The sequence below is a fragment of the Tangfeifania diversioriginum genome, from assembly GCF_900141875.1.
GTDB lineage: Bacteria > Bacteroidota > Bacteroidia > Bacteroidales > Prolixibacteraceae > Tangfeifania > Tangfeifania diversioriginum.
Map to the genome: position 1 here is coordinate 41,937 of NZ_FQZE01000026.1, position 22,473 is coordinate 64,409.

26 protein-coding genes are annotated in these 22,473 nt (G+C 40.9%); 14 read left to right on the forward strand and 12 right to left on the reverse strand.

What is annotated here, in order from left to right:
• Positions 1-20: 20 nt before the first annotated feature.
• Positions 21-1,325, forward strand: coding sequence for a cryptochrome/photolyase family protein (locus BUC07_RS15465; RefSeq protein WP_073171496.1), 1,305 nt, complete (start codon positions 21-23; stop codon positions 1,323-1,325).
• Positions 1,326-1,624: 299 nt separating this feature from the next.
• Complete coding sequence (locus BUC07_RS15470) at positions 1,625-1,825, forward strand: hypothetical protein (protein WP_073171499.1); 201 nt, start codon at positions 1,625-1,627, stop codon at positions 1,823-1,825.
• Between the two features lie 5 nt (positions 1,826-1,830).
• On the opposite strand, the gene BUC07_RS21145 is transcribed toward BUC07_RS15470, so the two are convergent.
• Both BUC07_RS21145 and BUC07_RS20965 read right to left on the reverse strand, forming a co-directional pair.
• Complete coding sequence (locus BUC07_RS21145) at positions 1,831-1,962, reverse strand: type II toxin-antitoxin system RelE family toxin (RefSeq protein ID WP_217652714.1); 132 nt, start codon at positions 1,960-1,962, stop codon at positions 1,831-1,833.
• Positions 1,963-2,083: 121 nt separating this feature from the next.
• Entirely contained in the window at positions 2,084-2,257 is a 174-nt protein-coding gene (locus tag BUC07_RS20965) for a hypothetical protein (RefSeq protein ID WP_175552545.1), read from the reverse strand.
• Positions 2,258-2,476: 219 nt separating this feature from the next.
• Here BUC07_RS20965 and BUC07_RS15480 point away from each other — a divergent pair, with 219 nt between their 5' ends.
• Entirely contained in the window at positions 2,477-2,719 is a 243-nt protein-coding gene (locus BUC07_RS15480; RefSeq protein WP_073171502.1) for a hypothetical protein, read from the forward strand.
• The gene (locus BUC07_RS15485) at positions 2,710-3,006 is read left to right on the forward strand and encodes a type II toxin-antitoxin system RelE/ParE family toxin (protein WP_073171505.1); all 297 of its coding nucleotides are present in this window, start codon (positions 2,710-2,712) and stop codon (positions 3,004-3,006) included. The genes BUC07_RS15480 and BUC07_RS15485 overlap by 10 nt, the downstream gene beginning before the upstream one ends.
• A 382-nt stretch (positions 3,007-3,388) precedes the next feature.
• Here BUC07_RS15485 and BUC07_RS15490 read toward each other — a convergent pair whose 3' ends face one another.
• Positions 3,389-3,928 (reverse strand): glutathione peroxidase, encoded by a 540-nt coding sequence (locus tag BUC07_RS15490; protein WP_073171508.1) that lies wholly within the window; start codon positions 3,926-3,928, stop codon positions 3,389-3,391.
• 301 nt (positions 3,929-4,229) lie between these two features.
• Here BUC07_RS15490 and BUC07_RS15495 point away from each other — a divergent pair, with 301 nt between their 5' ends.
• Both BUC07_RS15495 and BUC07_RS15500 read left to right on the forward strand, forming a co-directional pair.
• Positions 4,230-5,333 (forward strand): DNA polymerase III subunit gamma/tau, encoded by a 1,104-nt coding sequence (locus BUC07_RS15495; RefSeq protein ID WP_073171513.1) that lies wholly within the window; start codon positions 4,230-4,232, stop codon positions 5,331-5,333.
• 227 nt (positions 5,334-5,560) lie between these two features.
• Positions 5,561-5,941 (forward strand): hypothetical protein, encoded by a 381-nt coding sequence (locus BUC07_RS15500; RefSeq protein ID WP_073171516.1) that lies wholly within the window; start codon positions 5,561-5,563, stop codon positions 5,939-5,941.
• 15 nt (positions 5,942-5,956) lie between these two features.
• Here BUC07_RS15500 and pdxH read toward each other — a convergent pair whose 3' ends face one another.
• Positions 5,957-6,592, reverse strand: a complete 636-nt coding sequence (gene pdxH / locus BUC07_RS15505) for a pyridoxamine 5'-phosphate oxidase (protein ID WP_073171519.1) — start codon at positions 6,590-6,592, stop codon at positions 5,957-5,959.
• Between the two features lie 117 nt (positions 6,593-6,709).
• Between pdxH and BUC07_RS15510 the strand changes: the two genes are divergently transcribed.
• Positions 6,710-7,312: a thioredoxin family protein gene (locus BUC07_RS15510; RefSeq protein WP_073171522.1), complete on the forward strand. Its 603-nt coding sequence runs from the start codon at positions 6,710-6,712 to the stop codon at positions 7,310-7,312.
• A gap of 95 nt (positions 7,313-7,407) precedes the next feature.
• Here the strand turns inward: BUC07_RS15510 and BUC07_RS15515 are convergent, their stop codons facing one another.
• The 5 genes from BUC07_RS15515 to BUC07_RS15535 form a co-directional block, all read right to left on the reverse strand.
• Positions 7,408-7,761, reverse strand: coding sequence for a hypothetical protein (locus BUC07_RS15515; protein ID WP_073171525.1), 354 nt, complete (start codon positions 7,759-7,761; stop codon positions 7,408-7,410).
• Between the two features lie 13 nt (positions 7,762-7,774).
• On the reverse strand, positions 7,775-8,734 hold the full coding sequence (locus tag BUC07_RS15520; protein ID WP_073171529.1) for a DnaJ C-terminal domain-containing protein: 960 nt from the start codon (positions 8,732-8,734) through the stop codon (positions 7,775-7,777).
• 136 nt (positions 8,735-8,870) lie between these two features.
• Positions 8,871-9,416, reverse strand: a complete 546-nt coding sequence (gene rsmD, locus BUC07_RS15525) for a 16S rRNA (guanine(966)-N(2))-methyltransferase RsmD (RefSeq protein WP_073171532.1) — start codon at positions 9,414-9,416, stop codon at positions 8,871-8,873.
• A gap of 1 nt (position 9,417) precedes the next feature.
• A complete protein-coding gene (locus tag BUC07_RS15530) occupies positions 9,418-10,260 on the reverse strand; it encodes a DUF3822 family protein (RefSeq protein WP_073171535.1) in 843 nt (280 codons plus the stop codon).
• The gene (locus BUC07_RS15535; RefSeq protein WP_073171538.1) at positions 10,241-10,873 is read right to left on the reverse strand and encodes a hypothetical protein; all 633 of its coding nucleotides are present in this window, start codon (positions 10,871-10,873) and stop codon (positions 10,241-10,243) included. The genes BUC07_RS15530 and BUC07_RS15535 overlap by 20 nt, the downstream gene beginning before the upstream one ends.
• A 176-nt stretch (positions 10,874-11,049) precedes the next feature.
• On the opposite strand from BUC07_RS15535, the gene BUC07_RS15540 reads away from it, so the two are divergent.
• Together BUC07_RS15540 and BUC07_RS15550 are read left to right on the forward strand one after the other, a co-directional pair.
• On the forward strand, positions 11,050-12,405 hold the full coding sequence (locus BUC07_RS15540; RefSeq protein ID WP_245792718.1) for an ATP-dependent DNA helicase: 1,356 nt from the start codon (positions 11,050-11,052) through the stop codon (positions 12,403-12,405).
• A gap of 583 nt (positions 12,406-12,988) precedes the next feature.
• On the forward strand, positions 12,989-13,717 hold the full coding sequence (locus BUC07_RS15550) for a DUF6994 family protein (RefSeq protein ID WP_073171546.1): 729 nt from the start codon (positions 12,989-12,991) through the stop codon (positions 13,715-13,717).
• 86 nt (positions 13,718-13,803) lie between these two features.
• On the opposite strand, the gene BUC07_RS15555 is transcribed toward BUC07_RS15550, so the two are convergent.
• Genes BUC07_RS15555 through rpsA form a run of 3 tightly spaced genes read right to left on the reverse strand, consistent with a single transcriptional unit; the run spans position 13,804 to position 17,297 of the window.
• Positions 13,804-14,721 (reverse strand): ribonuclease Z, encoded by a 918-nt coding sequence (locus tag BUC07_RS15555; RefSeq protein WP_073171548.1) that lies wholly within the window; start codon positions 14,719-14,721, stop codon positions 13,804-13,806.
• A gap of 9 nt (positions 14,722-14,730) precedes the next feature.
• Complete coding sequence (locus BUC07_RS15560) at positions 14,731-15,084, reverse strand: STAS domain-containing protein (RefSeq protein WP_073171552.1); 354 nt, start codon at positions 15,082-15,084, stop codon at positions 14,731-14,733.
• A 47-nt stretch (positions 15,085-15,131) separates the two neighbouring features.
• Entirely contained in the window at positions 15,132-17,297 is a 2,166-nt protein-coding gene (rpsA, locus tag BUC07_RS15565; RefSeq protein WP_245792719.1) for a 30S ribosomal protein S1, read from the reverse strand.
• A 241-nt stretch (positions 17,298-17,538) separates the two neighbouring features.
• On the opposite strand from rpsA, the gene rfbA reads away from it, so the two are divergent.
• From rfbA to BUC07_RS15590, 5 genes are all read left to right on the forward strand, one after another.
• The gene (rfbA, locus tag BUC07_RS15570) at positions 17,539-18,420 is read left to right on the forward strand and encodes a glucose-1-phosphate thymidylyltransferase RfbA (protein ID WP_073171554.1); all 882 of its coding nucleotides are present in this window, start codon (positions 17,539-17,541) and stop codon (positions 18,418-18,420) included.
• A gap of 6 nt (positions 18,421-18,426) precedes the next feature.
• A complete protein-coding gene (rfbC, locus tag BUC07_RS15575; RefSeq protein WP_073171558.1) occupies positions 18,427-18,987 on the forward strand; it encodes a dTDP-4-dehydrorhamnose 3,5-epimerase in 561 nt (186 codons plus the stop codon).
• Entirely contained in the window at positions 18,984-19,859 is an 876-nt protein-coding gene (gene rfbD, locus BUC07_RS15580) for a dTDP-4-dehydrorhamnose reductase (protein WP_073171570.1), read from the forward strand. The genes rfbC and rfbD overlap by 4 nt, the downstream gene beginning before the upstream one ends.
• Positions 19,859-21,604: a phospho-sugar mutase gene (locus tag BUC07_RS15585; protein WP_073171573.1), complete on the forward strand. Its 1,746-nt coding sequence runs from the start codon at positions 19,859-19,861 to the stop codon at positions 21,602-21,604. The genes rfbD and BUC07_RS15585 overlap by 1 nt, the downstream gene beginning before the upstream one ends.
• A gap of 64 nt (positions 21,605-21,668) precedes the next feature.
• A complete protein-coding gene (locus BUC07_RS15590; protein ID WP_217652715.1) occupies positions 21,669-22,430 on the forward strand; it encodes a 3-keto-disaccharide hydrolase in 762 nt (253 codons plus the stop codon).
• Positions 22,431-22,473 lie beyond the last annotated feature (43 nt).

The window sequence follows — 22,473 nt, forward strand, 5'->3', positions numbered from 1 at the left end:
TTCTGCTAAAAGAAAGTTTTATGGAAGATAAAATTGTACTGTTTTGGTTTCGGCGCGATTTACGGCTACACGATAATCATGGCCTTTTTCAGGCGTTAACTTCAGGCTTGCCGGTTTTACCTGTTTTTATTTTTGATACGGAAATTCTTGAAAAATTAAATTCCAAAACCGATGCCCGCGTTTCGTTTATTCATGCTGAAACAAAAAAAATAAAAACTGAACTCGAAAAAAATGAAAGTACGTTAAAAACTTTTCATTCAACATCTTTAGATGCATTCAAAAAACTGGTTGAAACACACGATGTGGTGGCTGTTTACTCAAACAGAGATTATGAACCAGCAGCCTTGGAGCGCGATAAAAAAATAAAAACATTTCTGAAAGATAAAGGGATTGAGTTTCTGCAGTTTAAAGACCAGGTTGTTTTTGAAGAAAATGAAGTGCAGAAAGACGATGAAACACCCTACACCGTTTTTACTCCTTACAGCAAAAAATGGAAAAAAACACTAAAAGACCATCCCATTTCGGAGTATGAATCGGAAAATGAGCTGGATAAATTGTTGAAAGTTTCCTCTTCATCGTTTCCCAAGCTGAAGGAACTGGGGTTTGAAGAAAGTGATGCTGAAATTCCTTCGCGTAATTTTCCTGAAGAGGTAATCCGCAACTATGCCAAAACCCGCGATTTCCCGGCCGAAGAGGAGGGAACCACCCGCCTTGGAATTCACCTGCGATTTGGGACAGTAAGCATTCGCCGGCTGGTGCAAAAAGCAGCCGAATTGTCAGATGTATTTCTGAATGAATTGATTTGGCGGGAATTTTACATGTCGGTTTTATGGCATTTTCCGCAAGTGGTAGAAAAAGCTTTCAAACCGAAATACGATTTTATCAACTGGCGAAAGAACGAGGAAGAATTTGAACGCTGGTGTAAAGGGGAAACTGGCTACCCGATGGTGGATGCCGGCATGCGCCAACTCAATGCAACAGGGTTTATGCACAACCGCCTGCGAATGGTTACTGCCAGTTTTCTGACCAAACACCTGCTCATCGACTGGCGCTGGGGCGAAGCCTATTTTGCCGAAAAACTGCTCGATTACGAACTGGCTTCCAACAATGGCGGCTGGCAGTGGGCGGCAGGTTCAGGCTGTGATGCTGCTCCTTATTTCCGGATTTTCAACCCTGAAAACCAGCAGAAAAAGTTCGATCCCAAAGATAAATACGTGATGAAATGGGTGCCGGAAATGGGAATGAAACGATACCCGGAACCAATTGTTGAGCACAAGGAAGCACGGGAAAGGGCACTGCGGATTTACAAGGAGGCGGTGAAGTGAATTTAGATTAAAATGGAGGAAAGTCGTTGTAAAAGTTTTGGCGGGTTCCAAATTTTAGGAATTCCATGGGTTCATTGTCAATATAAATCCAAAACATCTGATTTACTTTCTTTCGGAGTTTTACGGGCTGCCTTACAAGCTATGAGTATTGAAATATATTTCAAGTGCTTATGAATCAGTGGCGTTCAACCCTGTTAGGATAAAAAGACACAAAACCATTAGCTTTTTATCTGAGTTATCCCTGGCATCATCAGATCTAAAAAAAATACTTAATTTTGACCTACAGAAAAATGTAAGTTATAAAGGAACAATATATTACCGACAAAAAAGGAAGGAAAGTAAGTGTTATTTTGCCTATCCGTGATTACCGTGAAATGCTGGATAAACTGGAAGAGTTGGAAGATATAAGGGCTTATGACGAAGCAGTATCGGGAAGTGAAGAATCAATCCCTGCAGAACAGGCCTTCGCCGAAATAGAAGCCAGGCGTAATGATCTTTAAAGTTGTCATTTTTTGTAACTTTCTTTCCGGTGAAGTACCCGGCCAATATAAATGGTGTCGTTTTCCACGTCGAACAAAACACGAAAATTTCCTGCACGCAACCGAAATGCTGGCTCGAAATAAGTGAGTTTCTTCACATTTGAAACGTTCGGGAATTTTTTAGTTCTAAAATTTTTTGATGAATCTTTTGTTTTTTACTGGGAGTTATTTTTTTTTCAAGTCTTTTACTGCAAACTTTCGAATCCTAATGTTTATCCCTTAATAATCTTCAAAAGTAATGGATTCTTTTTCTCGTGTAGCTTTTAAAAGTTTCAGGTCTTCCAAGTCATCTTTACTGACAATTTCCAGCTTTTCGTTTTTTAAAGATTCCAACAAACCTATCACTTTATCGGCCAACCGGTCATTATCTATGTTTATTGTAATCGATTTCATGATAAATAATTGTGTATTGCAATACTTACAAAAATTTGTTGAATTTCCTGTTGACTTTTATTTTGTCAAAACAATAAAAGTTATGAATAGCCCGGCTGGTTATCTTGTATGTCCCGGGAAATTTATTCGAACAGAGATAAAATCAGAAAAATTCAGAATAATTTTTTAAAGGGGTAATTACTTTTTTTATTCAGGAGTTGTATATTTGAAACAAAAAAGATGGATACAATAGAACTTAAAAAGAATTTTCATCACTTAATAGACTCGATTGGCAATGACAATGTTTTGGCAAAGTTTTATTCCATTATGGTGAAAATAAAAGACCGTCCGGAAGGAAAATTGTGGGCGAGACTTTCCGAATCGGAAAGGAACGAATTATTAAAGGCTGAAATTGAATCGAATGATCCTGAAAATCTCATTCCTCACAGTGAAGTAGAAAAAAAGCACAATAAATGGCTTTAACTATATTTTGGTCGAAAAGGGCTGACAAAAAATTCGACTCAATTATAGCCTTTTTGCTGGAAGAATGGGGTGAGAAAGTAACCCGTTCTTTCGTGAAAAAAGTGTATGAATTTCTCGATATTCTTCAGGAATTTCCGGAAATAGGAACCGTAGAAAACAAAAACAGGAATATCCGTGGTTTTGTAATAGTAAAGCAATTAACACTTTTTTACAAAATACAGGGTGACAAAATTATCCTTCTGAATTTTTTTGATAACAGAATGAACCCCAGAAAAATAAAATATTAATTCGTAGTCTTTATTCTTTCCTGTGAGCAATTGCAATTTTGCAAAATAGCTGTCACTTTAGTCTAATCTTCATTCAAAGTGAATCCTTTACAGGAAACAAAAAAATTTGTACTTTCACTCATCAAATGACCAAAACTGCACCCTGACAGGAAATTATGCGATTAACCTGGCATCAGTGATTTTTTTAGATTTTCAGACTAATATCAAAAAAGTTCCAAAAACTAAAAACCAACTACCGAAACAATATAAATTCTGGAACTTTGGTGTTTTCAGGTTTAGAAAATTGAAATTTATTTGTGATTTGCATTTTGGAGCTTTATTGTTACCGTCTCATTATTCCCAGTAAAATTGGGTGAGTACTCGGAACGACATTTCAATCTTGTCACTCCTGCAACCATTCCACAATCCTCCTGTTTTGCGGGCCGGTTATTGGCGACAGCGATTCAACGACAGTGCCGTCTTCGTCAATTAAAAATTTCTGAAAATTCCAGATGACTTTGCCGTCGAGCGTGCCGTTTTCTTCGCTGCTGGTGAGCCATTTATAAATGGGGTGTGGGTTTTCTTTTATCGAAATTTTTTCCATCAGTTGGAAACTCACCCCGAATTTTTTTGTGCAGTATTCTTTGATATGTTCGTTATCGCCTGGTTCCTGGCTGCCAAAATCGTTGCTCGGGAAAGCGATTATCTCAAAATCGTCGCCACCGTATTCCTCGTAAAGTTCCTGCAACTTTTTGAATTGCGGTGTAAGTGCACATTCGGTCGCCGTGTTTACGAGCAGCACTTTTTTGCCTTTCAGGGTTGAAAAATCAAGTGTTTCCCCATTGATGGTGCGGGCAGAAAAATCGTATAATGTTTTGTACTGACCAGCAGCTGAAAATATGCCAATCAGTAAAAATAACAATACAGTTTGAATTTTTTTCATATAAATTTTCTTTCATCAAATAACGTAAAAGTTTCAGAAAAACCGTCTTAAAAAAATTAGAATAAAAACAGGTTCATATATCAAAAAAATATATCGCCCGCAGATTGCGCTGATTTTCGCAGAAATTTATAAAAAATCAGCGATTATCTGCGAAATCTGCGGGAAATCAATAAAATGCCATTAATTGTAGATACAATACATAGATAGTCACTAAAAATAAATTGATATAGTGTTGATAAGTTTTAGCCTGTAAAAAGCGAGATTTAATTATCTTTGAAATTCGATAAAAGACACGGAGTAAATGGAGAATTTTATTGTTTCAGCACGAAAATACAGGCCGGAATCGTTCGATACGGTGGTGGCACAATCGTCGATTACAACTACCCTGAAAAATGCCATAAAAAACAACCAGCTGGCGCATGCCTATCTGTTTTGCGGGCCAAGGGGAGTGGGTAAAACTACCTGCGCACGTATTTTTGCGAAAACCATCAACTGCTCCAACCTGTCGGATGATATTGAGGCTTGTAATGAATGTGATTCGTGCAAAGCCTTTAACACCAACCGCTCGTTTAACATTCACGAGTTGGATGCGGCTTCCAACAATTCGGTGGAAGATATCCGCCAGCTCATCGATCAGGTGCGCATACCGCCGCAGGTGGGGAAATACAGCGTATATATTATCGATGAGGTGCACATGCTTTCATCTCAGGCATTTAATGCTTTTTTGAAAACGCTTGAAGAGCCGCCCAAACATGCCATTTTTATTCTGGCTACAACCGAGAAACATAAAATTATTCCTACCATTTTATCGCGCTGCCAGATTTTTGATTTTAATCGGATTAACATTTCGGATATTGCCACTCACCTGGAATATGTAGCGAAAAGCGAAGGAGCAGTTGCCGATAAAGAGGCGCTGAATATTATCGCCCAGAAAGCTGATGGTGCCATGCGCGATGCACTTTCAATCTTCGACCAGATTGTCAGTTTTTCAGGGAAAGAAATTTCGTATCAGGATGTAATTACCAACCTGAACGTGCTCGATTACGATTACTATTTCAGGATGGTTGACCATTTTCAGAAAAATGAAGTGCCTGAAACGCTTATGATTTTTGATGAAATTTTGAATCATGGTTTCGACGGACACCACTTTATAAATGGTCTCAGCAATCACCTGCGTAATTTAATGGTGTGTAAAGACACCGCAACGGTTAAGTTGCTCGAAGTTGGTGGTGAAATAAAGGAGCGTTACAAAGTACAGGCAACCTCGTGCGAAAACGATTTCTTACTGAAAGCGCTTGAAATCAGCAACGAATGCGACATGCAATACAAACCCAGCCAGAACAGACGATTGCTGGTTGAACTGGCATTAATAAGGATGGCGCAACTCACCTTAAAAAAAAAATAGCTGACGGCGATGAAAATGAGGATATCCTCGAGTCCATTTTTTCGCAGCAACAACCTGCTTCAACCCCCGAAAAAAACAGATCCAACCGGACTGTAACTGAAAAGTTACCTCCTGTTAAAAAGAAAATCAGGCGACTTTCAAGCGATATCAGCGGGCCGTCGATTAAAGATGCCCTTGCCGGAAAATTTAGCGATGATGAAAAAATTTCGGCAAAGGAACAACATGAAATGTATAGCAGGGCAGACGAAACTGAAGATTTTTCCAAAGAGCAAATGAAGTTGAAATGGGATAGTTTTGTAGAGCGACTGCACGACAGACCCAACTTGCAGTCCACGCTTTCAAAAACTCCCGAACTAAACGAAAACTATCAACTGGTTTTGGATATCGACAATTCTGTCCAGGAAGATTTGATTAACAGCGTAAAGCCAGAGTTGGTTTCATGGTTACGCAAAGAATTGAAAAATTCGAGGATTCAGCTGGTAACAAAAATTTCTCATGCCGAAAAAGAAAAAATTATTTATACTGATGCGGAAAAATATGGTGAAATGCTGAAGAAGAATCCGAATCTCCAGCTGCTCAAACAAAAATTTAAGCTCGACTTTGGTTAGCCTCTCATTTTCACTTTAAGGCGCGAGCCGTTGAATTTTCCAGTCATTTTCAATTTTTTCGTACAAAATCCGGTCGTGTAAGCGACTTTCGCGCCCCTGCCAAAATTCAATTTTGATTGGTTTTACCCGGTAACCTCCCCAGAAATCGGGCAGGGGAGGTGTTTGGTTTTTATATTTCAGGCTAAATTCAGAGAAGCGGTCTTCGAGGTAACTGCGCGAGGGAATTGTTTGGCTTTGCTCCGAAGCCCATGCACCAATCTGGCTGCTTACCGGCCTCGACCGGAAATATTTTTCAGCAAAATCGCGGCTTGTTTTTTCGGCAATACCTTCAACGCGCACCTGGCGTTCCAGTTCGGGCCAGAAAAATAAAAGTCCGGTTGCAGGATTGGCTCCGAGGGCTTTCCCTTTCTGGCTTTCGAAATTGGTGAAAAATACAAAGCCGTTATTATCAAGGTATTTCAATAAAACAATTCGCGATTGCGGAAAACCACTTTTGCCCACTGTTGAAACTGCCATGGCTGTCGGTTCCTGAATTTCAGAATCAATTGCATCATCAAGCCAGCTTTCAAATTGTTGTACCGGATTTTTATGAACCGAATGCATACTTAGCGCCGAGTGTTTGTACTCATTTCTTAAGGAGCTGATATCCATTTGTTTGTTTTTTTCTTATTTTTTGAATTACAAATATAGCACTTTGAACATTCTTAGTAACAGCTGCGTTAAAAAAGAGATAGAAGTGTTTTATTGTTGTATTAAAATCAATGAATTATGAAAAGACTAATTGTATTTATAATGATTCTGGCTGTTGTACCGGTATTTGCAGGTAGCGGAAATATTGGTATCGGAAGTTCAGCCACCTTGACCGATGTGAAAATGCTCGATGTGTCTGGTGAACGGGTTTCACTGGCCGATGTAGCTAAAGAAAACGGCTTGCTGGTGATGTTTTCGTGCACCTCATGCCCATTTGTTAAGCAGTGGCAAGGCCGCTATAATGATATAAAAGAATGGGCTGATAATAATGATGTGGGTATGATTGTCCTGAATTCGAACTACCAGAATCGCGGCGGAGCGGATTCTTTTGAGGCCATGAAAAAGCAGGCCAGCGAAAATGACTACAATTTTTACTATGTAGTTGACGAAGAAAGTAAAATTGCCAACGCTTTTGGCGGGCAAACCACTCCCCATGTTTTTCTTTTCGACAAAAACATGAAACTGGCTTACAAAGGGGCCATTGACGACAACTACAAAAATGCCGACGAGGTGAAGCAGGCTTATCTTCAGAATGCGCTCAAGAGCCTCGGGCAGGGGAAAGAAGTTGCCATTGCTGAAACGAATCCGGTTGGTTGCAGTATTAAGCGTAAAACGGATTAGAATTAAACAGGCAAATTATTTTTAGAGGCAGTCAATTTGAGGACTAGCCTCTTTTTTTTTATCAGGAAATTTTTTGTCAGTATAAATTTTTCACATCAGATTCCCAGATAACCCATTAAAGCCTGTTGTATTTTTTCTATTTCCTGATTTTCAGGTTCGGCACTGATTATAACCAAGCTGCAGGCCAGTTCCGAAAGTTTCCAGTCGCGTTGCATGCCTCGTGCCGCCGAACGGTAAATGCAAGAGAAATGTTGCTGTACAGGAACTCCTGTCAGGCGCAAAATTGCAATGGCTTTCCGAATTGAAGCATTAAAATCAAAATCATCGGAATGCATTAACCGATCCAGCAATTCGCTTGCATAATATCTGTAATTGAGGTCATTCATCCTGTTGAGGAATAGCTCAATTATCGGGTCGGTGTAATTGTATTCGTAATATTTTGCCAACATAACTTCTCCAATTTTAGTTGTGACTGAAAACGTGATTATTTCTTAACTCCTGTAATTTTCTAAACAGTTTTTCTTCTTCGCGGCTCAGGTTTTTCGGGATAACAATATTTAGTTGTACATATAAATCGCCGTAGCTTCCGGGCTGATTGTAAACCGGCATCCCCTTTCCTTTTAACCGCAGTTTGCTGCCGCTCTGGGAGCCTTTGGGGATGGGTACATTGAGTTTGCCGGCAAATGTTTGAATCTCTTTTTTGCCGCCCAGAACAGCGGTATATAAATCCACATCCGTTTTTAGAATCAGGTTGTTACCGTCAATTTTGTACTGATTATCGGGCCGAACCCTGATTTTGATGTAGATGTCGCCACTGGGGCCGCCACCGCTTCCCGGTGCGCCTTTCCCTTTTATTCGCAGTTCAAGTCCGTTGTAACTACCGGACTTAATGTTTACGCGTAGTTTTTTGCCGTCCACATTGAGAATTCTGGAAGTTCCGTGGTAGGCTTCATACAGGCTGATTTCCATTTCAGCCTGCAAATCCTGACCTCTGCGCGGGCGTTGCCGGCCTGCAAATCCTGACCGACTGCTTCCTCCACCACCGAAAAATGCATTGAAGAAATCGGAGAAACCGCCACCGGCCTCTCCAAAAATATCTCCCAAATCACCTTCAAAGTGATAATTTCTGCCGCCGGCAGGCCCTCCACCAAACTGTGAAGAATTAAATCCGCCGCCACCGTAACCGGCATTTTCATACTGTTTCCAGTTGGCACCGAGCTGGTCGTATTTTTTTCGTTTTTCAGGGTCTTTTAACACTTCGTAGGCTTCACCAATTTCTTTGAAGCGCTCTTCCGATTTTTTATCGCCTTTAGTTTTGTCAGGATGGTATTTTATGGCCAGCTTGCGATAGGCTTTTTTTATTTCATCCTGAGTGGCGTTTTTCGAAACCCCGAGCGTTTTATAGTAATCTTTATATTCCATTTTTAGCCTTGATTTTTTTAAGCCAAATACAAAATACAGTCCAATTCATTTATTTTATTTGGGGAGGACAAATTGTCTTTAATGGAGTGAGGATAAGGGTTTTGAGTTCTGTAGTGTTGACGTTTTGACAGACAGGTTACTGTTTTGAAGTGGGGGTGAAAAAACTGAAATTTACTTTTCCGTACTTCCGTATTTCAGTAAAGTTCGGATGCTTTGAAAAATCATATTTCCCCGGATGTTCTAGGATGAATAAACCATCATTTTTTAAAATATCAGCCTTAAATACGGCCTGGGGAATATCATTTAATTGTTTCAGCTCAAAAGGTGGGTCGGCAAAAATAATGTCGAATTTTGAGGGACACTTTTTTAGAAAACGGAATACATCACTTCGAATAATCCGGGCATTGGTAATTTCCAGTTTTGTTGTTACATTTTTAATGAGGCGAACATGATTAAAGTCGAGTTCAATAAATGTGACTTCGCTTGCTCCCCTGCTGATAAATTCATAGCCAATGCTACCTGTCCCTGAGAATAAGTCGAGCACATGCATTCCTTCAAAATTGTAACGATTTGCCAGTATGTTGAACAAAGCTTCTTTGGCCAAATCAGTGGTTGGCCGTGCTCCGAACTTTTTATTCGGACTGAAAACTCTTCCCTTGTACTTTCCGCCTACTATTCGCATTTTACAAAAGTGAAATGAACTGATGAAGTGGTTCGTTTAATGGTTCGGGGGTGGATTCAAAATCGGGTAGTAAAAAATAGGTTTGCCCGAAATAATTTTTCAGTAGGGTAATATAATCGCTTTCTTTTTCTATTTGCCCTGAAATCAGAACTTTGCATTGCTTTGGGGCGATTTTGTATTGTTTGAGCGCTGTGAGTGAATAGTATAAAACATCGTTCGGGTGGCTGTAGGTAAAGCTATTGGTCAAAATTAAAGTGCCCTCTTTATGAAGGAAAAGTGAAAAATTATCCGGGCTGAAGAACAGTGTTAAACCCGTTTCTTGGGGGCCGATTAATTGCAGCGATTGTTGTGCCAATACTTTTCCGGTATGGATAAGCGTGTAGCTATTGAAAACCTTGTCAAATTCATTTTTCAGTTCAACCGGAATTGAAAATAAGAGTGTGGTACTAAGTTCGTCGATAGCGTTGGCAATAATCTGGCTTTTTACCTGCGCATCGAACAAAAGATTTACAAGGGAACTTGCTTTGTTCTTCTCGTAAAGCTCATTGGGAACCAATGTAAATTTTGGTGTAATAAAACAAATTGTAACTGACGAAAAGGGTTTGCTCAGAATTTCTTCGGAGTTTGCCCATTCAGCAAACCGGCGTGCAAGAAACTTTTCGGAGCTAATGGTTACCCGGGTGCTTTTTAGTGCAAGTAACCTGCGTTCGGTTTTATGGGTAACAAAAAAAGAAAATCCATCCAGGCTGACCTGGATGGATAATTTATATTCACTTATATTTTTTGGTTCAAATGATTGATCTGTTATCAAATCGTGCATCGACTTATTCCCAGTTACCGGCATTATTATTGGTTTCGGTAAGCGAGCCAACTTTTAATCCCGGATATTTTCCATTTAATCTACTTGTTTCGTTCAGGTTGATAACATATTGCCTTTCAAGCCCTCTTAAAACAATATTATTGTGCGCTTTAGCCTCAAAAACGGGAACCTTAATTCCGGAGCCGGTTGTTATTACATTTGACCCCAGCATGAATTCAGCGGTTGTATCAGGCACTGGAATTAGTTTAAGATTATCGGCATTGAAAGAACCTCCAAATTCTGATTCGAGAACGCTCTCTTTAATTGTATCGCGGATTAATAAACCCAGGTCAACTGCCTTTTTTTCTGTCAGGCCTTCTTCTATCATGCTGTCAGTTAATTCACCTACTTTGCGTACATTTTTTACTGAATCGTACTTTACAAAATTGATGAGTGTATCCCAACTCCCGGTAAAACGTCCGTGTACATTTTTAAATGCCAGCTCGGCTTTCCTGATTTCTTTCAGTCTTTCGATGGTTGCATCGTAACGGGCTTCTTTTGTTTTATCAAAATCGATTGGATCCTGTACACCTTTATAAATAAAGTAGGTTAGTACAATTGCAACAATAAATAGTAAAATCTGAATTACGGTTCTCATTTTTATAATTTTAATAAGTTTGATGTCGATCGCATGCAAATTTATAAAAAAAAATAAATTACCTTCCTTTGCTGATTGTTATTTTAGCAGCTATGATCAAAAAACATTTAAAACATTTACTCCATAAAAATTTATCCTTTGCTCCAACTCGGTGCCAGTCAGAATTAATCGAAGGTTTGGCCGCTTTTATAGCGTCAGAAGAGCAAGACGAAATATTGTTGATAAAAGGTTTTGCCGGTACTGGAAAAACAACCATGATAAACACGCTCACGCAAACGCTAAAATCGGTAAAGATTAGGACAATTCTCATGGCACCCACCGGAAGGGCAGCAAAAGTTATGGCCGGGTACACCGGAATGCCCGCTTTTACCATTCATAAACAAATATACCGTCAGCAATCGTCCTCTGATGGAATGGGGAAATTTGTGCTTGACAAAAATCTGTATAAAAACACGTATTTTATTGTTGATGAAGCCTCCATGATTTCAAACGAAAGCAACGTGCGCTCTGTGTTCGGAAGTGGCCGCTTACTCGATGATTTGTTAGAGTACGTGTATTCGGGCGAAAACTGCCGGCTGGTGCTTTCGGGCGACACGGCGCAGCTCCCGCCGGTGGGGCTCGACATAAGCCCCGCGCTCGAAGCTGCAACATTGCAGTACTTCGGATTTGGTGTGCAGGAGTACGTCTTGAGAGAAGTGGTGCGCCAGGCAGCCGATTCAGGAATTCTTTCGTGTGCTACGCAGATCAGGACAAATATTGAAGATGAAAAAACCAAGGGGTTTATTCAATTTGATATAGAGGCTTTTCCCGATGTTGAACGGATATCAGGCGGAGATTTAATTGAAAGCATAACCACCGAATATGAAAAAAACGGGCTATTTGATACTACTGTGGTAACCCGATCAAACAAACGGGCCAATTTGTTTAACAAGGGAATCCGGGGTTCTATTCTGTATAAAGAAAATGAAATTGAGCGGGGCGATCTATTAATGGTAGTAAAAAACAATTACCATTGGGTTACCGAAGATGACGGCCTCGATTTTATTGCCAATGGCGACATTGCCGAAATTCAAACCATTTACGGATACGAAGAGTTGTATGATTTCCGGTTTGCCAATGTTTGTCTTCGTTTTGTGGATTACGAAAATGTGGAAATCGACTGCAAAATTATTCTCGATACCTTGTCAATTGAAACCGCTTCTTTTTCTTCAGACCAAAACCGGCAGCTTTTCGAGAAGGTGTCTGAAGATTACCAGGATATAAAAAACAAGCGAAACCGCTGGGAAAAAGTTCGTGAAAATCCATATTTCAACGCGTTGCAGGTGAAGTATGCCTACGCGTTAACCTGCCACAAGGCGCAGGGTGGCCAATGGAAAACAGTTTTTATTGACCACGGTTACCTGGTGGAAGACATGCTGAACAACGACTATTACCGATGGTTGTACACCGCTTTTACCCGCCCGGTAGAAAAATTATATCTGGTGAATTTTCATAAGAATTTTTTTGAAGCTGAGGAGTCTGATGAGTTCTGAATTTGCATTGGTGTTTAGTCAAAAAAATGAGGACCATGCGCGGGCATTTATTGAATTTTAGAAAGAATTTTTGAGGTGTGAGTATTTAATCCCCCTAAATCCCCCTTTGGTATCCATCTGGCGTTTTCCAAATCCAAACTTGCAACCAAAGGGGGACGGGGAGCAGCATCGGAGCGCGTCCTCCTTTGAATAGGATCATTATTTTGAAATACAATGATTGATTTTTAAAGGAGGCCGGAGGATTCAGAACTGCTGATTTTGATATTTTAATGGAGTGGCACGATAGAACCGTTCTTTTCGGAGAGAACGGTTCCTTTGGAGTTATTGTTTTTTTAACAAAAGATTGGTAGTTTTAAACACCGAATTAAACCAAAAACGATGAATACGCATTGGGAAATAACGCAAGAAAGAATATTAAAAAGCATAAATCTGAATATATACTTGTTGGCGCAAATTTGTCCCGAAGGGATGCATTCGCGCAATTTGTGCCATGGAAATGAAAGCACGGATTACGCCGAAGGCATCCCCATGGGACAAATCCGCACTAGCGGGGTAGCAAGTTTTCTACCGAAGAATTGTAATCATGAATAAAATTGATATCAATTTTGATTTTAGACAAGACAGTAAATGTGGCGACCCCGATACAGACAGCCACAAGTTGTATTACGCACATACATTATTATGGAATAAAGTGTTACCGTGTGGAAAAATTTATGACGTAGAAATTACCAGCAACAAATATGGTAGACTGCTCATAAAAAACAACTTAGGTGATAATTTATCAAGTGATAGAATGTGTCCGCATTTTGATGGAAAATATAAGGGTAAATTCGATGGATGCTTGTCTGACATGGAGCGAGAAGAACTAAAATATAAAGTTCGTACCATTGGAGGTCATATAATATTTCCTGCTCATAATAAGAATGGTTTTACCGTAAATCAAGCCAGAGGAATAAGCAGATTGATTTGTGACAGGTTTGATTTGACTTTGGAATGCATTAGACGCTTTTATAATGAAGAAAAAAGTCCACTTTATGATGCACTTTTGAGATACAATGATTTTTTTGATTTGTTTGTTGATTTCACTGGATACGTTGATTTCTTTATGCTGCAGGATTTTATAGACGACGAAGAGCAAATTAATTTTTCTATACCATTTGATAATTTTACTCGACCACCATTGCCTCAAACAGTTTGTGAGTACAAGAAATACACAACTCATACAATAGATTTGATAAATAGAAGAAATAAGAGAATCTTAGAAAGTCTCTATAAAATTGAAGATATCAATATATCTGTTTGTAATAAATAGTCCTTTCTAAAGCAGACCATGCCGTTCCACTCGCTGGCGTGGATTTGTAATCCGTGCTTTTTAGTTTTAAAATGTCATTACCTATTCTATTCTCCCACTTCATACCTACTCCCATCCTCCGCAGCCACGGTGTTTGGAAATACCGCCCGGGCTTCTTTTAGAAATGGCGAAACATTTTTATAACGCGCTGAAAAATGGCCGAGAATGAGTTGGCGTGCGTTGGCCATTTTCGCAATTTCGGCGGCTTCACGGGCGGTTGAGTGATAAGTGTTTTGAGCCCATTCCTTCAGTTCTTCGGTAAATGTGGCTTCGTGGTACAATAAATCCACATCTTTTATAATTTCCGCAACCGGCGGATGAAAAGCGGTATCGGAACAAAAAGCGTACGATCGTGGCCGGGGTGGAGGAGTGGTCAGCTCTTCGTGAGGAATAAATTCGCCTTCCGAAGTTTGGAAACCGGCACCTCTCTTAATTTTTATGATTTCAGGAATCGGGATGTTGTACTTTTTTACATATTCCTTTTTAATATTGGCTTCTTTGGGGTGTTCTTTAAAAAGAAAACCACAAGTGTTAATGCTGTGTTTGAGCGGAAATGAGGTGACTTCCACCTTTTTATCTGAATAAATAACTTGCGGCTTTTTAAAATTCAGCGGGTGAAAAACTATATTAAACTGAAGGCCTGCTTTCAGAAATTCGAGTTGGGGCTGGATGATGTCTTTCAGCTGCGAGGGGGAATAAATATGAATGTCTTTTTTCAGCCCCAGCAGGTTGAATGTTGAAATCATGCCGATTAGTCCGTAGAAATGATCGCCATGCAAGTGCGAAATAAAGATGTGCTGAATTTTACTGAACCCAATTTTTTGCCGCCTGATTTGAATTTGGGTTCCCTCGCCGCAATCGATCAAAAAAAACCGCCCAAGTGCATTCAGCACCTGGGCGGTTGGGTATCTTTCAGAAGTTGGTGTTGCAGAACTACTCCCTAATATGGTTAATTCAAAGGGCATAATGTTATGCTACATCTCCTTCTTTTTTTTCAGTAACTCTTCTGCTTCTTCAACAGTTTTTGTAATGAGCAAAACCGTATGAAGCATCGAAATTCTGATTAGGTTCTCCACATCGGGTTGTAACCCCGTTAAAACAAATGTTCCTATTGCATCTTCAGATAAACGGTTGCCTACCAAAATGGCCCGCAGGCCCGACGAGTCGCAGTATTTACATTGACTAATATCGAGAATGATGTTAACATGTCCATTGTTGTTGAGAACAACCAGTTCCGATTTTAAATCGGGAGCAGTGTTGGTATCCAGCCTTTCGGTTTGAACTTTAACCAGGGTATAATCTTTATTCTTTTGAATTTCTAATGACATAGTACAATTTACGAAATTCCGGCTAATAAAAATTAACCAAAACCATATTATTTATCGTTTTGGTCCTTTTTGTCCTTGGATTCTTTGCTCTCTTTGTCTTCCTTGCTTTTTTTACTTTCATCTTTTTCCATCTGTGACTTCAGAGCAGCCAAATCGGAGATATCGCCAAGAGTGGTTTTTTCGATGTTGTCGCTCATGCTCTTCATTGCTTTTTTATTTGAGCGCGACTGTGTTTTGCGTTTTGCTGAGTCTTCAGCACGTTTTACATCTTCAAATACTCTTGAATGCGAAACGATAATTCGTTTTGCCGATTTGTTGAATTCAATGACTTTAAAATCCAGTTTTTCGTCTTGTTTTGCTTGGGTACCGTCTTCTTTAACCAGGTGACGCGGTGTGGCAAATCCTTCTACTCCGTATGGCAGTGCAACTACGGCACCTTTATCCATCAGGTCAACAACAGTTCCTTCGTGGATTGAATCAGTGGTAAAAATGGTTTCAAACACTTCCCACGGATTTTCTTCCAGCTGTTTGTGGCCGAGGCTCAGCCTGCGGTTTTCAGCGTCGATGTCCAGCACAACCACTTCAATTTCTTCACCTACTGAAGTGAATTCTGACGGATGCTTGATTTTTTTCGTCCAGCTAAGGTCCGAAATGTGAATCAGGCCGTCAACACCTTCGGTAATTTCAACAAACACACCAAAGTTGGTGAAGTTGCGGACAATGGCTTTGTGTTTTGTGCCAACGCCGTAGTTTTCTTCAATTTTTCCCCATGGGTCTTCTTTCAGCTGTTTCATGCCGAGCGACATTTTCCGCTCCTCGCGGTCGAGGGTCAGAATAACAGCTTCCACTTCGTCACCCACTTTCAGGAAGTCTTGTGCGCTGCGCAGGTGCTGGCTCCACGACATTTCTGAAACGTGAATCAGACCTTCTACTCCCGGCGCAATTTCTACAAATGCACCGTAGTCGGCCAGTACAACAACTTTTCCTTTTACTTTATCGCCTACTTTCAGTTCTTCGTCCAGTTTATCCCATGGATGTGGGGTCAACTGTTTCAGACCAAGTGCGATGCGTTTTTTGTCGTCGTCGAAATCGAGGATAACCACGTTCAGCTTCTGATCGAGTTCCACAATTTCGCTCGGGTGAGAAATGCGTCCCCACGAGAGGTCGGTGATGTGAATCAGACCGTCAACGCCGCCAAGGTCCATAAATACACCGTATGACGTGATGTTTTTAACGGTTCCTTCGAGTACCTGGCCTTTTTCGAGTTTGGCAATAATTTCTTTCTTCTGCTGTTCGAGTTCGGCTTCAATAAGCGCTTTGTGCGAAACAACAACGTTGCGGTATTCGTGGTTGATTTTCACCACTTTGAATTCCATTGTTTTACCCACAAATACATCGTAGTCGCGGATAGGTTTCACATCAATTTGTGAACCGGGCAGGAAGGCTTCGATGCCGAATACATCGACAATCATACCACCTTTTGTGCGGCACTTGATGTAACCTTTGATGATTTCGTCTTTTTCGAGCGATTCGTTTACGCGTTCCCATGAACGGGTTGCACGGGCTTTTTTGTGCGAAAGGATCATCTGGCCTTTTTTGTCCTCGAGGCTTTCGATGTAAACATCTACTTTGTCGCCCACTTTCAAATCGGGGTTGTACCTGAATTCGTTCAGGCTCACAATGCCGTCCGATTTGTAGCCGATGTCAACAACTACCTCGCGTTTGCTCATGGAAATAACCGTGCCTTCGAGAACTTCTTTTTCCGAAACAGTATTTAATGTATCGTCGTAAAGTTTTTCAAGTTCTTCTTTTTCTTTGTCGGAATACGATTCAATTCCACTTTCGAGGCTGTCCCAGTCGAATTCTTCCGGTTCTTTCGATGTTTCTTCCACCTTTGCTTCAACAGGTTCAGCTTTGGTTTCTTCTTTAGTTTCTTCAGCTTTTGGAGTTTCTTCTGCTTTTTCTTCTTTTGCAGGTTCTTCCTCTTTTTCAGCTTTTTCTTCGGCGGGGGCTGTTTCTTTTTCAGTTTCTTCAGCCTTAGCTTCGGCAGTTTCTTCTTTGGGTGTTTGGGCAGTTTCTTCTGCTTGAAGGTCTTCTTGTTTCTCAGTGGATTTTTCTTCCACTTTTTCAGAAGCCTTTTTTTCTTCCTGAGCAGGTGTATCAGCTACTTTCTTAGCTTCCTGTTCAACATTTTCATTTTTCTTTTCAGTCATGTAATTCTTAATAAATTAATAAGTTAGACATTATTTTGTTTGTAATTCGCGCGCAAAAATATAACTTAATTCACTTATATCAAAGGTTTTCAGTATTTTATTTAAGCTGATTGACAATTCTGTAACATTCGCGGTTCCAGGTAAATTGTTAAAATTGGTTTTTCTTTCAAACCATTTCGTGCATGCGGTTTTATTTTATTAATTTTGACATCCGTTTTTCAAATTAACCAAATAATACAAGATGAAAGGAATTATACTTGCTGGAGGTGCCGGAACAAGGCTTTATCCAATTACGCAATCCATTTCGAAACAGATTATCCCGGTTTACGACAAACCGATGATTTATTACCCGCTGTCCGTTTTAATGCTGGCAGGAATCCGCGAGATTTTGATTATTTCAACGCCCTCGGATATCAGCCTTTATGAAAATTTGCTGGGGAACGGAAAGCAGCTTGGGTTGGAAATTTCATACAAAATTCAACCCTCACCCGACGGGCTGGCACAGGCTTTTATTCTGGGAGAAGAATTTATTGGCGACGATAACGTGTGCATGATTCTGGGCGACAATATTTTTTACGGCTATAATTTCCGTTCAATTCTCGAAGATGCTGCCCGTCTTGAAGACGGTGCTACTGTATTTGGTTATTACGTGAATGATCCGGAAAGATATGGTGTGGTTGATTTTGACCAAAACGGGAAAGTAATCTCCATTGAAGAGAAACCCAAACAACCCAAATCGAGTTACGCGGTTACGGGTTTATATTTCTACTCCAACGATGTGGTTCAGAAAGCCAAAAGCCTCAAACCTTCGGCACGCGGCGAACTGGAAATTACCGATTTGAACCGTATCTACCTCGAAGAAAATAAACTGAATGTAAAATTGCTGGGCCGGGGTTTTGCCTGGCTCGATACCGGCACGCACGATAGTTTGTTGCAGGCATCCAACTTTATTGCCACCATTGAACAGCGGCAGGGGTTAAAAGTGTCGTGCATCGAGGAAATTGCATACAAAAAAGGTTTCATAAACAAGGAGCAATTGCTGGAACTGGCACAGCCATTAAGCAAAAATCAATACGGAGAATACTTGCTGCGGCTGGCCGAAAAACAAATTTTGTCATTTTAACAATCTATGAAAATTACTGAAACATCGCTTCCGGGCTTACTTGTAATTGAACCCCGCGTTTTTGAAGATGAGCGAGGTTATTTTTTTGAAACCTATCAGGAAGAACGGTATAAAGAAGCCGGAATCAATACAAATTTTATTCAGGATAACGAATCGAAATCGGTGCGGGGTGTGGTGCGCGGATTGCATTACCAGCTGGCTCCCTGGGCGCAGGCAAAACTGGTGCGCGTAGTACAGGGCCGCGTTTTCGATGTGGCAGTTGATTTACGCAAGGGCTCGCCAACATTTGGCCAGTGGTTGGGGGTTGAGCTCAGTGAACAAAACAAAAAACAGATGCTGGTCCCAAGGGGCTTTGCACACGGTTTTTCGGTGCTTAGCGAAACCGCAGTTTTTTCCTATAAATGCGACAATATTTACGATCGCGAAGCCGAAAGATCCATCAATCCCAATGATTCCATGTTGAAAATTAACTGGAACCTGGAAGGTGCCGACCCAATTATTTCGGAAAAAGATGCGGCTGCTCCAATGCTGTCCAATGCGGAAATGAATTTTATTTTTGAAAAATGAAGATACTTGTAACCGGCGCATACGGACAACTGGGGAATGAAATAAAAGACCTTTCAGAAAATTATCCGGACTTCCGGTTTATTTTTACTGATGTGGATACGCTCGATATTGCCGACGAAAATCAGGTCAGCCGGTTTTTTGAAAGAGAAAAGCCTGAAATGGTTGTAAACTGTGCTGCCTACACAGCTGTTGATAAAGCTGAAACCGAAATGGAGGCGGCCCAAAAAGTAAATACCACTGCCCCCGCGTTGCTGGCAAAATATACCCGGCTTCACAATTCCGGATTTATCCACATCTCCACCGATTATGTTTTCAATGGCAAATCATTTATTCCCTACAACGAAACAGATCCGGTTCAACCGGAAACTGTTTACGGAAAAACAAAATTGGCCGGAGAGAACTTTATTTTGTCATCTGAATCAAAGGCTGTAATAATCCGTACCTCGTGGTTGTATTCAACCTACGGAAATAATTTTGTAAAAACCATGTTGCGCCTCGGAACAGAACGCGATTTGCTGAAAGTGGTTTTCGATCAGGTGGGAACGCCAACTTATGCAGCCGATTTGGCAAAAACGGTGCTTTCTGTCGCATCGGTGTATGAAAAAGAACCTGAAAAATTTGAGCCGGGGGTTTATCATTTCTCAAATGAAGGAGTGGCCAGCTGGTTCGATTTTGCCAAAGCTGTATTCGAATTTTCAGGATTGAACTGTAACGTGTTGCCGGTGCTGTCCGATGAATTTCTCACAACGGCTAAACGACCGCATTACAGTGTGTTGAATAAATCGAAAATAAAAAGTACATTTAATCTTGAAATTCCTTACTGGAAAGATAGTTTGAAAAAGTGTATTGAAAAACTTCAAAAAACAGAATAATGGATAATAAAGAATTACTCAAACAGGTTAAGGAAACCGCCGGCGAATGGCTTTCAGGAACCTACGACGAGGATACCCGGAAAGAAGTCCGGCGAATGCTCGATAACGAAGATACAAGTGAATTGATCGACTCTTTTTATAAACACCTCGAGTTTGGTACAGGTGGACTGCGTGGTATCATGGGCGTAGGCACCAACCGAATGAATAAATACACAGTTGGCGCTGCCACACAAGGTCTTTCAAACTATCTTAAAAAGAACTTTGCTGATTTGCCGCAAATTAAGGTGGCTATTGGGCACGACTGCCGCAATAACAGCCGCTTTTTTGCCGAAACCAGCGCAAAAATTTTTGCCGCCAACGGAATCAAAGCTTTTCTGTTCGATGATTTGCGCCCCACACCTGAGCTCTCTTTTGCTATTCGTGAATTGGGCTGCCAAAGCGGGATTATTCTCACCGCATCGCACAATCCGAAAGAATACAATGGTTACAAAGCATACTGGGACGACGGCTCACAAATTGTTGCCCCGCACGATGTGAATATTGTGAACGAAGTGGCCAAAATAAAACCGGATGATATTAAGTTCGAGGGCCCCGATGAGCTGATTGAAATCATGGGCGAGGAGATGGACCGGAAATTCCTGGAAAAGGTAAAAACAGTATCCATTTCACCGGATGTAGTTAAAAGGCACCACGACATAAAAATTGTTTTTACGCCAATTCACGGAACAGCAGTAAAACTGGTTCCGGCCGCACTTAAAAAGTTTGGTTTCACCAATATAATCCATATTCCTGAACAGGATGTGGTAAGCGGCGATTTTCCCACCGTGGTTTCACCCAATCCTGAAGAAGAAGCCGCCATGGAAATGGCACTCAAGAAAGCAGCTGAAGTAAATGCCGATGTGGTAATGGCCACCGACCCGGATGCCGACAGGATTGGTGTGGCTGTGAAAAATGATAAAGGAAAATACATCATTGTAAACGGCAACCAAACTGCGCTTCTGTTCATTTATTATATCATCACTAAAATGAAAGAAGCCGGAGCAATGAAAGGCAATGAATATATTGTGAAAACAATAGTTTCTACCGAAATGATTGCCGAAATAGCCCGGAGAAATAACGTGCAGTATTTTGATGTATATACCGGCTTTAAGTTTATTGCCGAGGTGATGCGCGAATACGAAGGGAAGAAAAAATATATCGGCGGTGGCGAGGAAAGTTTTGGCTTTTTGCCTGCTGATTTTGTCCGCGACAAAGATGCCGTGTCATCCTGTGCGCTAATGGCCGAAATTACTGCCTGGGCCATCGATCAGGGCAAAACGTTGTACGAACTGCTGCAGGACATTTACCTTGAATATGGTTATTCCAAAGAGAAGATGAAATACATTGTGCGCAAAGGAAAATCGGGCGCCGACGAAATCAGGCAGATAATGGACGATTTCAGGGCACAGCCGCCTAAGGAACTGGCTGGCTCACCAATGGAATTGGTAAAAGATTACTCTACCCTGGTGGCAAAAAACCTGCTGACGGGAGATGAGAGGAAAATCAACCAGAAAATTACTTCAAATGTACTTCAGTTTTTCACCAAAGGCGGCACAAAAATTTCGGTCCGTCCTTCGGGAACAGAACCCAAAATTAAATTCTATTTTGAAGTGAAAGGTGAACTGAAATCACGGGAAGATTTTGATAAGGCTGAACAAAAAGCCGATGCAAAAATTGAGGCTATCATGAAAGAATTGAAATTATAATTTTCTTTATCTGAAATAAAATTAGTGACAGAATTTTTGAATTAATCAACTAAATAAAAAATCAATGATGAGAAAGAGTATTTTAGTTTTTGCATTGCTGCTGTTTTCAGCAGTTGGAGTTATGGCACAAACGCCCGAGCGTCCGCCAATGAAACCAGAAATGACCGAAATATGGGATCCTGAAGTCCCGGTGGTAACTCCTGGTGAAACCCCGGTGGATGCACCTTCGGATGCAATTGTTTTATTTGATGGCACAGATTTGTCGCGCGAGTGGACCAGCCAGGATGGTGGCAAACCGCAATGGATTGTTGAAGATGGCGCAGTTACAGTAAAACGGGGAACCGGCGTAATTAAAACCAAACGTGTTTTTGAAGATTTTCAGTTGCACATTGAGTGGCGTTCGCCGTCAGAAGTTGTTGGCGAAAGCCAGGGGCGCGGAAACAGCGGCGTTTTTCTGCAGGAGCGTTACGAAGTACAGGTGCTCGACAATTACAACAACCGCACCTACCGCAATGGCCAGGCCGGGAGTTTGTACAAGCAGTACGCACCACAGGTGAACGCCTGCAAGGCCCCGGGTGAATGGCAAACCTACGACATTATTTACACCGCACCGCGTTTTAACGACGACGGAACTTATTTTACTCCGCCTGTGGTGACAGTGCTTCACAACGGCGTTTTGGTGCAGAATAATGTAAAACTTCGTGGCCCAACTGAATATATTGGAATTCCTGAATACACTGTGACAGAACATGGTCCGGGAAGTATTATGTTGCAGGATCATGGAAATCCGGTGAGCTTTCGCAATATTTGGATAAGAGAATTGTAACTACTGTATTTTTACATACATTTACGGCCCGGGCTTTGTTCCG